The sequence below is a fragment of the Thalassotalea sp. PS06 genome, from assembly GCF_007197775.1.
GTDB lineage: Bacteria > Pseudomonadota > Gammaproteobacteria > Enterobacterales > Alteromonadaceae > Thalassotalea_A.
Genome location: NZ_CP041638.1, coordinates 1,471,770 through 1,485,644 on the forward strand (window position 1 = coordinate 1,471,770; position 13,875 = coordinate 1,485,644).

General features: G+C 44.2%; 14 protein-coding genes. 11 read left to right on the forward strand and 3 right to left on the reverse strand.

Annotated elements, in window-relative coordinates; all coding sequences use genetic code 11:
* Nucleotides 1-80: 80 nt before the first annotated feature.
* Nucleotides 81-2,276 (reverse strand): S8 family serine peptidase, encoded by a 2,196-nt coding sequence (locus FNC98_RS06445; protein ID WP_143580476.1) that lies wholly within the window; start codon nt 2,274-2,276, stop codon nt 81-83.
* Nucleotides 2,277-2,836: 560 nt separating this feature from the next.
* Here FNC98_RS06445 and FNC98_RS06450 point away from each other — a divergent pair.
* The 5 genes from FNC98_RS06450 (at nt 2,837) to FNC98_RS06470 (ending at nt 7,994) form a co-directional block, all read left to right on the forward strand.
* Nucleotides 2,837-6,136, forward strand: a complete 3,300-nt coding sequence (locus FNC98_RS06450) for a S41 family peptidase (protein WP_143580477.1) — start codon at nt 2,837-2,839, stop codon at nt 6,134-6,136.
* Nucleotides 6,137-6,217: 81 nt separating this feature from the next.
* Nucleotides 6,218-6,817: a protein-disulfide isomerase gene (locus FNC98_RS06455; protein ID WP_143580478.1), complete on the forward strand. Its 600-nt coding sequence runs from the start codon at nt 6,218-6,220 to the stop codon at nt 6,815-6,817.
* A gap of 146 nt (nt 6,818-6,963) precedes the next feature.
* Nucleotides 6,964-7,536 carry a CIA30 family protein gene (locus tag FNC98_RS06460; RefSeq protein WP_143580479.1) on the forward strand — a complete coding sequence of 191 codons (573 nt, stop codon included), beginning with the start codon at nt 6,964-6,966 and terminating at the stop codon, nt 7,534-7,536.
* Nucleotides 7,533-7,751: a TIGR02450 family Trp-rich protein gene (locus FNC98_RS06465; protein ID WP_143580480.1), complete on the forward strand. Its 219-nt coding sequence runs from the start codon at nt 7,533-7,535 to the stop codon at nt 7,749-7,751. Before FNC98_RS06460 ends, FNC98_RS06465 begins: the two co-directional genes overlap by 4 nt.
* 15 nt (nt 7,752-7,766) lie before the next feature.
* Nucleotides 7,767-7,994, forward strand: coding sequence for a glutaredoxin family protein (locus FNC98_RS06470; RefSeq protein WP_143580481.1), 228 nt, complete (start codon nt 7,767-7,769; stop codon nt 7,992-7,994).
* Nucleotides 7,995-8,002: 8 nt separating this feature from the next.
* Here the strand turns inward: FNC98_RS06470 and FNC98_RS06475 are convergent, their stop codons facing one another.
* Complete coding sequence (locus tag FNC98_RS06475) at nt 8,003-8,581, reverse strand: hypothetical protein (RefSeq protein ID WP_143580482.1); 579 nt, start codon at nt 8,579-8,581, stop codon at nt 8,003-8,005.
* A gap of 254 nt (nt 8,582-8,835) precedes the next feature.
* Here FNC98_RS06475 and FNC98_RS06480 point away from each other — a divergent pair, with 254 nt between their 5' ends.
* The 5 genes from FNC98_RS06480 to FNC98_RS16945 all read left to right on the forward strand — a co-directional run bounded on the left by FNC98_RS06480 (nt 8,836) and on the right by FNC98_RS16945 (nt 11,842).
* Nucleotides 8,836-9,264: a potassium channel family protein gene (locus FNC98_RS06480; protein ID WP_143580483.1), complete on the forward strand. Its 429-nt coding sequence runs from the start codon at nt 8,836-8,838 to the stop codon at nt 9,262-9,264.
* A 219-nt stretch (nt 9,265-9,483) separates the two neighbouring features.
* Nucleotides 9,484-10,440, forward strand: a complete 957-nt coding sequence (locus FNC98_RS06485; RefSeq protein ID WP_221932928.1) for an ERAP1-like C-terminal domain-containing protein — start codon at nt 9,484-9,486, stop codon at nt 10,438-10,440.
* A gap of 15 nt (nt 10,441-10,455) precedes the next feature.
* Nucleotides 10,456-11,502 (forward strand): ribosome small subunit-dependent GTPase A, encoded by a 1,047-nt coding sequence (rsgA, locus tag FNC98_RS06490; protein WP_143580485.1) that lies wholly within the window; start codon nt 10,456-10,458, stop codon nt 11,500-11,502.
* A 56-nt stretch (nt 11,503-11,558) separates the two neighbouring features.
* Nucleotides 11,559-11,684 (forward strand): hypothetical protein, encoded by a 126-nt coding sequence (locus FNC98_RS17075; protein ID WP_409574576.1) that lies wholly within the window; start codon nt 11,559-11,561, stop codon nt 11,682-11,684.
* Nucleotides 11,639-11,842, forward strand: coding sequence for a gamma-glutamylcyclotransferase (locus FNC98_RS16945; protein WP_260680518.1), 204 nt, complete (start codon nt 11,639-11,641; stop codon nt 11,840-11,842). The genes FNC98_RS17075 and FNC98_RS16945 overlap by 46 nt, the downstream gene beginning before the upstream one ends.
* 25 nt (nt 11,843-11,867) lie before the next feature.
* Here the strand turns inward: FNC98_RS16945 and FNC98_RS06500 are convergent, their stop codons facing one another.
* Nucleotides 11,868-12,326 (reverse strand): methylglyoxal synthase, encoded by a 459-nt coding sequence (locus tag FNC98_RS06500; RefSeq protein ID WP_143580486.1) that lies wholly within the window; start codon nt 12,324-12,326, stop codon nt 11,868-11,870.
* Nucleotides 12,327-12,533: 207 nt separating this feature from the next.
* Between FNC98_RS06500 and FNC98_RS06505 the strand changes: the two genes are divergently transcribed.
* Complete coding sequence (locus FNC98_RS06505; RefSeq protein WP_185968083.1) at nt 12,534-13,829, forward strand: DNA recombination protein RmuC; 1,296 nt, start codon at nt 12,534-12,536, stop codon at nt 13,827-13,829.
* Nucleotides 13,830-13,875: the final 46 nt, after the last annotated feature.

Genomic DNA, 13,875 nt, shown 5'->3' on the forward strand with positions numbered 1-13,875 from the left:
ATAAATTTACTGATTCATTAATACAAAATACCGCTACAAAAAAGGGTGCCTGTTGGCACCCTTTTCTAACGCTGACGGTATTACTTAACGTTGACCTTGATTAAGGTAGTTGTCGAATTTCCCGCTTTGTCGAAAGCTACTGCTTCCAGGGTTTTCTCACCGCTTCGCAGATTACTGATGTTAATTTGATGAGTGAAAGGCGCCTCGGTAAACAGCTTCGATGCACGACCTCTAAAATACAATTGAACATAATCCAATCCTTGATCGTCAGAGGCATCAATCTCAATATCCAGAACACCGCTCACCGTTTGATTGGCTACCGGAGTAACAAATGTTACCTGAGGAGCTACGGTATCAACACTTGGATCTGTTGGTTCAGGTACTTCAGGCTCCGGATCTGGCGTCGGCTCTGGTTCTGGCTCTGGCTCAGGTTCTGGCGTTGTCGGCTCTAAAGATTTATTTACGGTAATGTAGTAATTACCTGTATCAGTTTTATTACCAGCTTTGTCATAAGCCACGGCTTTTAACGTTTTGTTTCCGTCACGAAGGCCGCCAACATTGATGGTTAATTCATAAGGTCCATCCTTTAGTGTTTTTAGCAATGAGTTCCTAAAATACACTTCGACAGAATCGATGCCATTATCATCGTATGCTTCTAAAGAAATATTAACGGTTCCGGTAACTTCTTCGTACTCAGTAGGCGTTACAAAGTAAACGGTTGGTGGTGTTGTATCATTGCTGACATCCGGCTCAGGTGTTGGCACCGGCTCTGGTTCAGGAGTGCTTACCAGGTTGACGATGATTTCATCCGATTCGCCAACATTGCCAGCTGCATCAATTGCGCGGGCATACAAGGTTTTTGCACCGTCAGCTAGTTTACTGGCATCAATATTGAATTCATATGGCGCATTGTTGTCTGTCGCAAATAGGTTGCCACGGAAATAAAGTTCTACAGCGGTTACGCCAACATTATCGACAGCATTAACACTGACATTGATGGAATCAGAAACATTCTGATTATGAACCGGAGTGGTGATATAGACGGTTGGCGCACTCGTGTCTTGCTCTGGCTCTGGTACATAAACACCTTCGAATACCGCCGCATATGCATCAACACGGCCATGGCCGAATTTGTTACTGAATTCGCCACTAAACATACTGGTGTCAGCATTAGCTTCTAATAAACTTTCCAGTTCAGCATTACTTAACTTCGGATTCTTCTCCTTAAGCAAGGCCAAAACCGCTGCGGTAGCGGGTGCTGCGAAAGAGGTTCCGCTAACACTGCCATAACCGCCATTTTTGGTGGTGGTCTGAATGCCACTGCCCGGTGCGGCTACGTCCATACAGTTGCCGTAGTTTGACCATCTGGCAAGAGCGTCTTTCGACGTAGTTGCAGAAACGGTAATAATGTATTGATTATCTGAACAGTTTTGATCTTCACCGCTGTTTCCAGCTGCCGCTACAACCAGACCACCTTTCTCGTAAAAGTATTTGGCAGCATTGGTTACCGTACTACTTTGGGTAACTCGGTAGCTGATGTTTGCAATATCAGCACCGTTATCGGCGGCATAAACCAAAGCATCGGCGATATCTAAAAACGATGCAACGCCATCGCTGCGCTCAGACACTTTGATTGGTAATATTTTGCTATCCCAGGCGATAGAGGTTACACCCTGGTTATTATTTGAGGTTGCGGCAATAACCCCAGAGACCTTGGTTCCATGACCATGGGTATCGGTTAAATCAGAGTTATTACTTACGGCATTGTATCCTGGAAGCAGGTTATTGATCAGGTCGGGGTGGTCTTCATCTACCCCAGTATCGAGAACGGCAACGACGACATTGTTACCTGTGGTTGTACTCCAGACTTTGTCGACATTCATTTTTCTCAGGTGCCAGGCATTACCATATTTAGGATCATTAGGTGTCGCTGACAAATCTACCATTTCGTTTACTTCAGCACTCTCAATCAGAGGGTGTCTTTGCAGCTGAGCTAACTTTTTTTCAAGATGTTTCTCTTTTACGGTGGCAATGCGAGTATTAAATCGATCTAAAAATCGTTGATATCGCTTTTCTTTGCCAGCATCAATACCTGTATCGATTGCCTTTAATTGTTGCTCCAGAGTGAAACTTTCCACACCAGCTTTAGGAGTGATAATAATTTCTCGTTCGTCACTAAAATCACTGGCGTATGTTGAGGTAGCCAGACCAAGAGCGAGACAACCGATGCTGAACGATGGTAACGCCTTGTTGTTTTTATGTCGTTTAAAACCCATTAAAATTTACCTCTGTTACCTGATATTCAGGCAAGCATTTAATTCCGATATAAGTGCGCGCAATACCGCAGAGGTCAGTGAATTCAAATTCGGTGAAAATAACTCAGAAAAATCCATTGAGGTTGGTTTTGTTCGTCCTCAGGAGTTTGGATATCGATGATGACGTGAATCAAAAAAAAGATTTCGAGTTATTTTTATTATTAAGTTCTCTGGCTGTAATTGCGCTTCCCGAATTGCAATGTAAATTTGATGGAAAAACATATCAACGCCATATTTGTTCATTTAACATACAGCTAACATAAAAAGTGTGAAAGTTTGTACATATTTCATGCAAATCTATATATTTCAATAAGTTAACGGGGAAATATTTATTTTCATGGATGTTAATACGAGGTTAACCGTGATTTTCGATATTTTAAGAAATCGAGCCTTAACGATAAAATTTTAAAAAACATTTAAAATCATTAACTTTTGCACGTTTGGCAGCGCTAACATTATCGCCACAATAAACTAAAATTGATTCATTATCTAATTGAAAAACCAACAATAATGGATCATCAATGAATATCTTAAAACTCCTCTCATGGTTGTTGCTACTGGCGCTGTTTAGCAACGTTGTTGTTGCCGATAAAGGCACTAATTTATTGTTGAGGCAAGTAGATATCCATGATGATACTCTGGTTTTCTCCTATGGCCAGGATATCTGGCAAGGCAGTTTAAAACAGCAAACTGCATTCAGGCTCACGTCCTTTCAGGATCAGGCACAACAGCCAAAAATTTCTCCCGATGGCAAATGGATAGCATTTAGTTCACAGCTTAATGGCAACTTTGATGTGTTTATTGTTCCCGTAGGTGGCGGCGAGATTAAGCAGTTGACCTGGCACCCGGGAACTGATCTGGTCAGAAGTTGGTCTCCTGATTCAAAGCAGGTGGTTTTTATCAGTAGTCGAGAAGGGGCACCGATAGCCTTACCAAAATTTTTTACGGTTTCCATTCACGGGCAAACCCCCCAAGCCATGCCTATGCCCAGAGGCCAATACGGAGGATTCTCTCCCGATGGTGAGCAATTCGTTTATCAAAAAGTGACCCCGTGGGATGATGGCTGGCGAAAATATCGGGGTGGGCAAAACCAGCCGCTGCGAATCGCAGATTTAAATAGCCTGGATGAGGTTATGTTACCCTGGGTTCAGGAAAAGCAAACCTTACCGCAATGGCACGGCAACTTTATTTACTTTCTGTCGGATAGAGATGGGGTACTCAATGTATTCCGAATAGGGAAAAACGCTCGAAACGCGGAGCAAGCGCAGCAACTTACCTTTTACAACGATTATGACGTTAAATCCTATGCCGTCTCCGCTAGCCGTTTGGTGTGGGAGCAGCACGGCCGACTTTACCAGGCAAACATCGACGGTGATGTAACCGCACAATCCTTGCAACCAAAAGCTATTGAACTAACCTTGCACGCGGATTTCCCCTGGTCCAGAGAGCAATGGGTAAAAGCCAACAAATTTATTGAAACCGCGGCGATTTCGCCAACTGGCAAACGTGCTTTGTTTGTCGCCCGAGGCGAGGTATTCAGTGTTCCGTCCGAGCATGGCGAAGAGCGAAACCTGTCGAATAGCTGGCACCGGGAAGTTAATGCTCAATGGTCCGCAGACGGTAAACATATTGCCTGGTTTAGTGACGAATCTGGTGAATATGAACTGGTGATCAGTGATCAATTCGGTGAACAACGACAACGTTATGAATTAAATAAACAGGGGTTTTATTACAATCTGCGTTGGTCTTCAAACAATAAGCAACTGTCATTTACCGATCAAAAACAACGTATTTGGTATCTCACCATCGATTCTGGTGATTTGACTCAGGTTGATCAAGACACTCAGGTTATTCCTTATGGAATGCATGCACCAGCCTGGTCTCCGGACAGCCGTTATCTGGCTTACAACAAATCCGCGCGAAATTTTTTACGCGATGTATTTATCTATGATACGAATACTGGCAAATCCTACCTGGTTACCGACGGTATGGCCGACAATCGCAGTTTTGCATGGGATCGCAACGGTAAGTATCTCTACGTAAATGCCAGTGTTGATTACGCCAGTAAAGCTCCATGGCTGGATCTCAGTACGACAGGCAAGGCTCAGGAAAACTATCAGGTATATGCGGTAATCCTCGATAAAAATGGCGAAAGTCCGTTGCAGTTGCGACGTGATGTCGAGGAGGTGAAACCGGAAAAAGCCGCGAACGCCAAAGGCAAATCGAACAAGCAGGATAAATCATCTGCAAAGAATGATAACGCCAAGGATAAAGGCGAAATGACCAAGATTGACTTTGCCGGTATTCAGCGGCGCATGGTCGCGATCCCCGTTGGAGTTGGTCATTTTACTCAGCTTAGTAGCAGTGAATCCGGTTTGTTGATGGTGAAAACGCTTAATGAAAAAGAGCAAAGCCTGTATCTATTCGATTTTGAAGAGCAGCAGTCGCGCATGTTGTTAAAAGGTATTAAGCAGTATGCGCTTGCAGCCAATGGTGAAGCGCTATTAGCGCAACAGGGTAGTTTGTGGAAGATAAGTGATAATGTCGACGGTATCAAAGACGCCGCCGGATTGAATTTATCGTTGGATTTATGGCTACAGCCGAAAAAGGAGTGGCAGCAGAAATTTCGAGAAGCCTGGCGTTATCAGCGGGATTACTTCTACGTTGAAAACCTTCATGGCGCCGATTGGCAACAAATCTGGGACGATTATCGGCCGTTGCTCGATGGTATTAATCACTTGGCGGATCTAAATTATTTGCTCGATAATCTGGGGGCCGAAACCTCAGTTGGTCATTCATTTAATGGCGGCGGCGAGTTTCCCAATGTCCCTGAAAACCGGGTAGGGTTGCTCGGTATTGACCTAACCCAGGAAGGAGATAACTTCCTGATTGCCAGGGTTTTTACCGGAGAACCGTGGAACGCGGCGATCAATCAATATGCGCCTATGTCCCCTTATAAGAACCAAATTCGCAAGGGCGATCAAATTATCGCGATTGACGGCATTAAGCTGTCGACAAAAAGCAATTTCTATCAGTATCTGAATGGCACCTTAAATCGCCAGACCAAAGTCACCATCAAATCTGCGGCAACAGGCAAGCAACAGGATTTTTGGGTAAAACCCATAGAAAATGAGTCGAGTTTGCGCCAGATGGCCTGGGTCGAAGATAATCGTCGATTCGTTGCCCGGGCATCGGATAATCAGCTCGCCTATATCTGGGTTCCGGATACAGGTGCCAAGGGATATGCTTTCTTTAATCGGTACTTCTTCGCTCAAGCCGATAAAAAGGGCGTTATCGTTGATGAGCGCTACAATGGCGGCGGGTTTATTGCCGACTACATGATAGACGTGCTCAATCGAAAGTTGAGCGGGTATTTCAATAATGTTTTGGAAACCGACCAGCCTCTAACCAGCCCTGGCGCAATTATTGACGGCCCTAAAGTATTACTGATCAATGAAATGGCCGGCTCTGGCGGGGATATGTTCCCGTACTTATTTCGCTTTCATAAGTTGGGCACTATTGTCGGAACCAAAACCTGGGGCGGCTTGGTCGGCATCTGGGGTGTCCCTTCATTTGTCGATGGTGGTTACATGACCGCACCACGCAGCGGCTTTTACGATCTCCAGGGCCGGTGGGCCGTTGAAAATGAGGGGGTGGCTCCGGACATCGAAGTGAATGAGAATCTGCTGATGTCGGCAAAAGGCATGGATGCACAACTGCAACGGGCGGTGAAAGTTGCTTTGGAACAGCTACCAGATTATCAGGAAATAAGAAACAAACCGGCACCCGAGGATCCGATTCGTGCGGTGCGATTGAAATGACATTTTATTCAGTAAACCTAAGGACTGGCATTAAACTGCTAAACTATTTAAAATTCGGTTTTTTTCTCAGAACAAGCAAGTATGAACAGCGAATTGTTTTTTATCTATGACTCCCATTGTCCGTGGAGCTACGCAACAACTGCATTGGTACGCGAGCTGGTAAAAGCGAGCCCGGATATGCAACTACATTTAATGCACGTAGCCCATTACGATGGCAGTGATGGTGTCAGCAAAAAATTGCTGCAATCGGTAGCGCAGCAAAGTTCAGTGAGCTTCTCGGACGACTACCTACGGTTTTGCGAGCAACCACAGGATGCAACTGCCGTTGCTAATCTAATGGCATGGCTTGAAAATAAACAACCAGAAATCGCCTTTGAGGTACTGCAAATGGTGCAGGACCAGCATTTTCAACAGGGTTTGATGATGACCGGATCTGAAGATTTCGATGCCATCGTTAAAAACTATCAGCTTTCCATTCCAGGTAAAGTCTTTAAAGACAAGCTGAGCAAAGATGCTGAATATCAGCTTGGCGATATCGCCGAGTTACAGGAAATTATTCAAACTACCGCATTTCCAGCGCTGTTAGTGGCCAAGGATGAACGCATCGTGCTATTGAATCACAATTTGTATCTGACTCGTCCGGATAAAATCGTCGAAGCCATTGAAATCGAGTTTCCTTAACTCGCCACTTCTTTCCACATCTTCTATTCTTTAGGGGCGCCTGTAATTCACTCGTGCATGCAGCATGGAATTGCAGGCTTGATCGTTTTTCCAGACAAATTCGTAACAATCTTAAATTACTGAATGTTGTCCGCTCTGGATAGATTATGAATGCCTTAATGAAGTTAGCGGCTTGTATTCTGTTGTTCACATTAACGTTGGAGGCACGAGTGCAGGCAAATGAAATGAAGACCGTCGCTTTTTCCGACGTCGATGAACTGCAAAAGTGGCTTGTTGTCAGCGATACCGTGATGGGCGGCGTGTCCCATGGTCAGTTCCTGTTGGAGGATAACAATGGAATTTTTTTCGGGGTGTTATCTCTGGAAAATAATGGCGGTTTTGCATCGATTCGCCGTTTGTTCTCAGGGCCGGTTAGTGAACCCGCTGCGAAGATTTCGATTCGCGTGAAAGGCGACGGTGGCCGGTTTCAGTTCCGGGTCCGTACCAATCGAAATTTCGATGGCTACGCCTATCAAGTCAGCTTCAACACCATAGAGAACGAGTGGGTGACGTTATACTTTGAACCTGAGGATTTCATTGCCACCTATCGCGGCATGGTTTTGAATAACGTTCCGGCCCTGGATTTTAGTGATATTGAACAAATCGGCTTTTTGATTTCCGAAAAACAGCAGGGAGAATTTGCTCTGCACATCCATACCATTAAATTTTTACAACAATGAGTAATCAGATAAACCCGCGAAAACTCCTGCATAGTAAATGGACTTCCTGTCATATTGAACATAAACGCAAGCATTTTATCGTTGTTGAGGTTGAATTTGACGAGCAAAATAAGGTTGAATACTGCGAAATTGAAGCCGTTATCGACGGGTTCAGGCGAGAGATTGACTGGCGTCAGCTAAAAGACAGCCAGCAATGGCGTTTAGGATGGAAATAGGGGAGAGCACCTGAAGTGAAGCGCATCGTTTTATACACAAAAAATCGTTGTCCGCATTGTGAAACCGCGAAAAAATATCTAGAGCAAAAGAACATACCATTTCGGCTATGCAATGTCTCTACAGCCGCTGGCCAGAAAGAGTTCTATAAAACCGGATTTCGCGGTGTTCCTGTGCTGAAAATTGGCGACAGATATTTGAATGGATTTTCGGTCAAGCAGTTCGAAGCGATGATAAAAGGGTAGGGGATGGTTTAGAGCGGCTGCATGTTCATGGCCATAATGACGTTGTTAAAATCAAATTCTATCATCAGGTGGTAAAGGTCTGTTTTTGGGGCAATCTCGTTGCGTAATAACAAGTTGGATTCTTCTTCGGTAAGGACCTGCAGGGTGTCACTTTGCTGTTCAAAATAATATTCCAGAACTTTGCCCTTTTGCAATTGCCGAGCAGGCTGCCCTAGCGTGTTGAGCACCTGCTCTCGTTCCGTAACCCCTACTTCCAAATCCGGTATGTAAGGAAGGTTGGCGTTCTGGATATAACCGTTACTGGTGACTTGAGCCACCGTAGTATCGGTTAACTCATCTTTATCGGTAAGCACTTCGGTGTTCTCAGAATTTACGCTTTCTGAGGATGTAACCGATTCTTCACGATTATCGATACCACCAGCGCCATTGGACATAGATTCAAATTCAGCGTCAGGGTTATTTTCTATGATAGGGAGGACAAAATTTTCTTGGTCTAGCAGTTCAGATTGTGGGAGAACGAAATATAATCCGATAAACGTCAGCCAGATAACCAGCCACAGCTTTATCGTCATATTTTGATGGAACATATTATATACTCCACCCGTTAAGTTAATCTCTATTAGAACTTCATAGATACTGCATAGCTTATTGGGATTAACAGGTTATTAAGGAAGTTTAGTTGTTAATATTAGCTTTGCCACTTCCCGGACATTTGTAATACAGTTAAATAACCGGGTTAAATTGAGTTAAGTCAAGGCTCGGAAATTTTGCAACCAAGATTGTAAAATTTTCTAACAAACTGTAAAGACAGATATAATTTAAAGCTAAAGGACGAAAAATTATGCTGAAACTTACTCTGATAAATACCGTGGTGGTAGCTGCAGTGGTGCTCATTCATTATGAGTTTCTTTGGTATTTGTCGAAACTTTTACCTCGGTTTCACTTTGCGCGAAAGTATCGGATATTGATAGGTATTGTCGGCGCTTTGGTAGCTCATACTATCGAAATCTGGATTTTCGGTTCTGTGTTCTATTTGATGCACCATGATACGGATTTTGGAGGATTTGCAGGGGATTTTTCAGGTACTCTGCTCGATTGCGTGTATTTTTCTTTTACAACCTATTCAACACTTGGCTTCGGTGACATCACGCCAACCGGAGACATCCGATTTTTAACGGGGATCGCATCTCTTACCGGACTGGTATTAATTACCTGGACCGCGTCATTTTTATTTCTCGAAATGCAACGAGACTGGGGTAATAGCGAATAAACTCACATTGGTTGATTGCCATTATCGCTCACTAACGGGCGTAGCAAAGGAAAAATAGCAGGAAACAACTACACTAAAACAGACGCACACAAAGGGATATTTGGTTTGCTCTGTTGGTATCAATTCAACCTCAACTATAAATCGCGCACGCCACGTCGCAAAATGCTATTACCGCAATTGGTAGTGTTTTTTTTCGGTGTGGGTTTAAGTATGCTGATCATGTCTTATGCACTGGCGTCAGCAGGTCATGAAGATTTATTGAAACAATCGAGCTTTAAACAAGCAAATGCAATTAGTGATAGCCGAAAAGCCCTCGATAAAGGCCATAAAACCATCAATGATCATCTGATACTTATTGAGAGTTTATCGGCATCTGAGCATATAGCAACCGCTCAGGTGATTGTTGATGAAGTGATCAGTATAGGGTACGTGTATCTTGATGACCGTAATTTAATTGCGTATGCCTACTTTGTAAATTCTGTGCTCGAACCCTGGTTATCGAAAGTGGGTTTAAAGGAAGTAGCGGGTCAGCCATATGAAACCGTATATCTGCGGGCACGATTGCTTCGAGCATTGGCGCAGTTTGGGCGCAATAAACAAATTACCAGTTATTTGCAGAGCCTGGCGCCGATTTATTTACAGGGCGACTCCGGCATCAGTGTCGAGTTAGGTACCGAAGCCCTGCGTATCAGCGCCATAAACGCAAACCGTAATCAACAGGACCTGGTACATCGCTATTTTAAAGTCGCGGACTCGACCAGCAATCCGCAACTTCGAAAAAGCATTGTGCAGGCCATGTATTTTAGCGATTCCACCGCTATTCATTATATTTTTAAGCAAAGTCCTAAGGCCGGTTTTTCATCGGGCGAGCGCATGTATATTCTGCAACGCCTGTTTTGGCAGAACAAAGAGCAGGCTATTTTATATCAGTGGCTCGAAGATGATTTTTCCAAATGGGTTGCGAATTTACCTTTGCTATACCAGAGTGTGCTTCCGGAAGTATTTACACCATCCTGCCAGTGGGATAACGCCCAATCTTTATATGATTTCTTCAGCGACAAACGCAGTATTTTTCAAACCAGCTTACAAAAACAGCTCAGCAAAACGGCGCAGTGCCTGCAGGTAAAACAATTGCAAAAACCGCTGTTAAACGATTTTCTCGCTTCTTATAATTAACTAAAGAGATACTCCATGAGTGAGCAACCTTTAACCTTAGTTCAGCTTGGTTGGCGTCCGTTTTTTCAGCAACAACTGACTCTGGATGAATACGAAACGGTAAAAATAGGCAGGGTGGCAGAACATCACCGTAGTCAGCTTAAAGTCGCGTCTGATGAGGGAAGTTTTGATGTCGCAATAACTGCCCAGGAAAAAGGTGTATGCGTGGGCGACTGGATACTGTTTAACGATGATTTTCAGCTGGTAAGAGTGCTGGAACGTCAATCCCTGTTTCAACGAAAAGCCGCGGGAACCAAGGTTGATATTCAGTTGATTGCCGCCAATATTGATTTAGCCTTGTTGGTGTCATCGTTAAATCAGGACTTTAACTTAAGTCGAATCGAAAGATACCTGGTAATGGCTCGGGAGGCTGGCGTTGAAGCGCTGATTGTATTGACGAAAGCGGACTTAACCGATGATGCCTCTGAAAAACTGCAGCAGGTTCAGGAGCTCGACAATGGTTTACATATCCTTAGTGTTAATGGTTTGGATGCAAATCAGGTTGAGGCAATCTCTCAGTATTACAAGCAGGGCGATACCCTGGTCTTACTGGGCTCTTCTGGCGTTGGTAAATCAACGCTGGTAAATACCTTAATGGGAGAGACGGTGATGGAAACTACCGCTATCCGCGAAGATGATAGTAAAGGGCGCCATACTACCACCCACCGTTCGTTAAAGGTGCTGCCATCAGGCGCATTAATTCTCGATACACCAGGCATGCGTGAGTTGCAATTGGCAGCTGCCGAGCAAGGGGTTAATGAAACGTTTCAGGAAATCGTTGAGTTAGCAAATAACTGTCGGTTCAGTGATTGTAGCCATACCAGTGAACCTGGTTGCGCCATTCAACTGGCGCTAGCCGATGGTAGTCTCGATCAACGACGCTATCAAAGCTATCAGAAACTGTTAAAAGAGCAGGCGTTTAACAGCGCTTCCCTGGCGCAAAAACGTGCCAAAGATAAAGCGTTTGGCAAAATGGTCAATAGTATTCAAAATGAATCGAGAAATCGTAAACGCGGAAATTAGTTTTGGAATATTTATTTGTATATGGGACGTTAGCGCCGGGTAAGCCGAACCAGCATGTGCTAAAAGATCTAACCGGTGAGTGGTTCAACGCTACAGTCAGAGGAAAGCTATATCAGTCTGGTTGGGGGGGGCCACCATGGGCTTTCCGGGAATTGTTCTTGATACAGATGGCCCGGAGGTAAATGGGCAGGTGTTTGCATCAAATCAGCTGTCAGATTTCTGGTCGCAACTGGATGCCTTTGAAGGGGGTGGTTACCAACGGGTTTTGGTAAATGCCACCTTGGATAATGGTGAGACAGTGCAGGTAAATATCTATGAAGTTAAAGTTCCTGACGCGTGATAAGGTCAGGAACTTTAATTAAACGTTATTGTGTTCGCTCGGATAGATAACGTTCGTAATCTGGCACATCTTTATCGAATGGTTTTTCAAACAGGCTCGAGGTAATTAATAGATCCGCGGTAGCCACGTTACAAGCCACCGGGATATTCCACACCGCTGCCAGTCGCAACAATGCTTTTACGTCCGGGTCATGGGGTTGTGCTTCTAACGGGTCCCAGAAAAATATCATAACATCGATAACCTGCTCGGTGATCAGAGCGCCTATCTGCTGGTCACCGCCAAGAGGGCCGCTAATTAATTTGCTAATTTCCAACCCGGCTTTTGCCTCTAAAACGCTGCCTGTAGTACCCGTGGCATAGAGTTTATGCGGTCTAAGTTTTTCAGCATGAGCACTAACCCAATCAAGCAATGCTGGCTTCATATTATCGTGGGCAACCAGGGCGATGGTCTTTTGTTCTGCAGTGGTGACTTTCTTAAATAACATAGGGTTACACTAAAAAATGACTAGGAGAATAAATTAAAATAAATTGCCCTTAACTACAACCGTGTAGGCGCTGGGTTTTGCATGTTAGAAAGATTAATGGTTAAATAACTGTAAATATAATCAGTGTTTTATTGCCAAACCATGGAAAATATACAGGTTACTCATCTTTTTTTATTCTGCGCTATCGCTTTCAGTCTGCTTTTTATCATGGTTGTTGTGCTTTGGTTTAGCCATCGAAAAGCGGTTTCATTATTTCATCAGTCTCTCGAGATGTCGTCTTATCAGCAATTGAGCGAATCATTGATACCGGCGCTAACCGCGTCGATGCAAAATTGCTTTGTGCAAGGTATGCATGAGCAACAAACGCAATTGCAAAAACTGTTGTTTCAAATACAACAGCAACAGGTCAAAGTTAGCAATGAACACCATGTTAATTTAATGCAGGCGCTGCATGACCATAAAGAAAAATCTGCGCAGTTGCAGACCAGCGGCTTTAAGCAGTTAATTGAGCATTTGCAACAATCCACCCAGGCGCATCGTCAGGAGATGCAAAATAGCATGCAACAAAGCTCGAAAGCCTTGGCGCAAAGTATGAAAGAGCTGACAGAATCTACAGATAATCGCTTGAAGGACATTTCCAAAGAGGTGGAAAACCGGTTATCGGAAGGCTTTGAGAAAACCACGAAAACCTTTAATGACATCTTAAAACGCCTGGCATTGATTGACGATGCGCAAAAGAAAATTACTGAATTGTCGAGCAATGTTGTTAGCCTGCAGGAAGTGCTTGCAGATAAACGTTCCCGTGGAGCGTTCGGAGAGGTTCAGCTGAACGGCCTGATCCGTAACGTATTACCGGAAAAGCACTTTTCCATTCAACATACTCTGTCGAACGGCAAGATAGCCGATTGTGTATTGTTCTTGCCAAAACCTACCGGCAATGTGGTGATTGATTCCAAGTTCCCACTGGAATCTTATCGACGTATGCAGGACGAACAGTTAACAGCTAGTGAGCGCAAAACCGCACAAACCCAGTTTCGTCAGGACATCAAAAAACACATTAAAGACATTTCTGAAAAATACCTGATCAGTAATGAGACCGCAGATGGGGCGGTTATGTTTATCCCCGCAGAAGCCATCTTTGCAGAAATTCACGGCCACTACCCGGATTTAGTTGAAGCTGCGCATCGGGCCAGGGTATGGTTGGCATCGCCTACTACCTTGATGGCGATTTTGACCACGGCGCGTTCAGTACTCAAAGATGAAGCCACCCGCCAACAGGTGCATATTATTCAAGAACACTTGGGTCTGCTTGCCGACGATTTCAATCGATTTACCACTCGATTTGATAACCTTGCCAAACACATCGACCAGGCGGCGTCTGATGTTAAACAAATTCACACCAGCGCCCATAAGATCAGTCGCCGTTTCACCAAAATAGATCAGGTAGAAATGCTCAATGAGCCCGAGCGTAGCTCTGAATCTATGTTAGAAATGAAAAATTAACCAACCTATGGACGATTGGCGATAACTGGAAAAATTTGCCAACCAT

Excerpts from the sequence above, each read along its gene's own strand:
- FNC98_RS06445 (WP_143580476.1), bottom strand. The coding sequence starts at position 2,276 with ATGGGTTTTAAACGACATAAAAACAACAAGGCGTTACCATCGTTCAGC.
- FNC98_RS06450 (WP_143580477.1), top strand. The coding sequence starts at position 2,837 with ATGAATATCTTAAAACTCCTCTCATGGTTGTTGCTACTGGCGCTGTTT.
- FNC98_RS06455 (WP_143580478.1), top strand. The coding sequence starts at position 6,218 with ATGAACAGCGAATTGTTTTTTATCTATGACTCCCATTGTCCGTGGAGC.
- FNC98_RS06460 (WP_143580479.1), top strand. The coding sequence starts at position 6,964 with ATGAATGCCTTAATGAAGTTAGCGGCTTGTATTCTGTTGTTCACATTA.
- FNC98_RS06465 (WP_143580480.1), top strand. The coding sequence starts at position 7,533 with ATGAGTAATCAGATAAACCCGCGAAAACTCCTGCATAGTAAATGGACT.
- FNC98_RS06475 (WP_143580482.1), bottom strand. The coding sequence starts at position 8,581 with ATGTTCCATCAAAATATGACGATAAAGCTGTGGCTGGTTATCTGGCTG.
- FNC98_RS06480 (WP_143580483.1), top strand. The coding sequence starts at position 8,836 with ATGCTGAAACTTACTCTGATAAATACCGTGGTGGTAGCTGCAGTGGTG.
- FNC98_RS06485 (WP_221932928.1), top strand. The coding sequence starts at position 9,484 with ATGTCTTATGCACTGGCGTCAGCAGGTCATGAAGATTTATTGAAACAA.
- rsgA (WP_143580485.1), top strand. The coding sequence starts at position 10,456 with ATGAGTGAGCAACCTTTAACCTTAGTTCAGCTTGGTTGGCGTCCGTTT.
- FNC98_RS16945 (WP_260680518.1), top strand. The coding sequence starts at position 11,639 with ATGGGCTTTCCGGGAATTGTTCTTGATACAGATGGCCCGGAGGTAAAT.
- FNC98_RS06500 (WP_143580486.1), bottom strand. The coding sequence starts at position 12,326 with ATGTTATTTAAGAAAGTCACCACTGCAGAACAAAAGACCATCGCCCTG.
- FNC98_RS06505 (WP_185968083.1), top strand. The coding sequence starts at position 12,534 with ATGGTTGTTGTGCTTTGGTTTAGCCATCGAAAAGCGGTTTCATTATTT.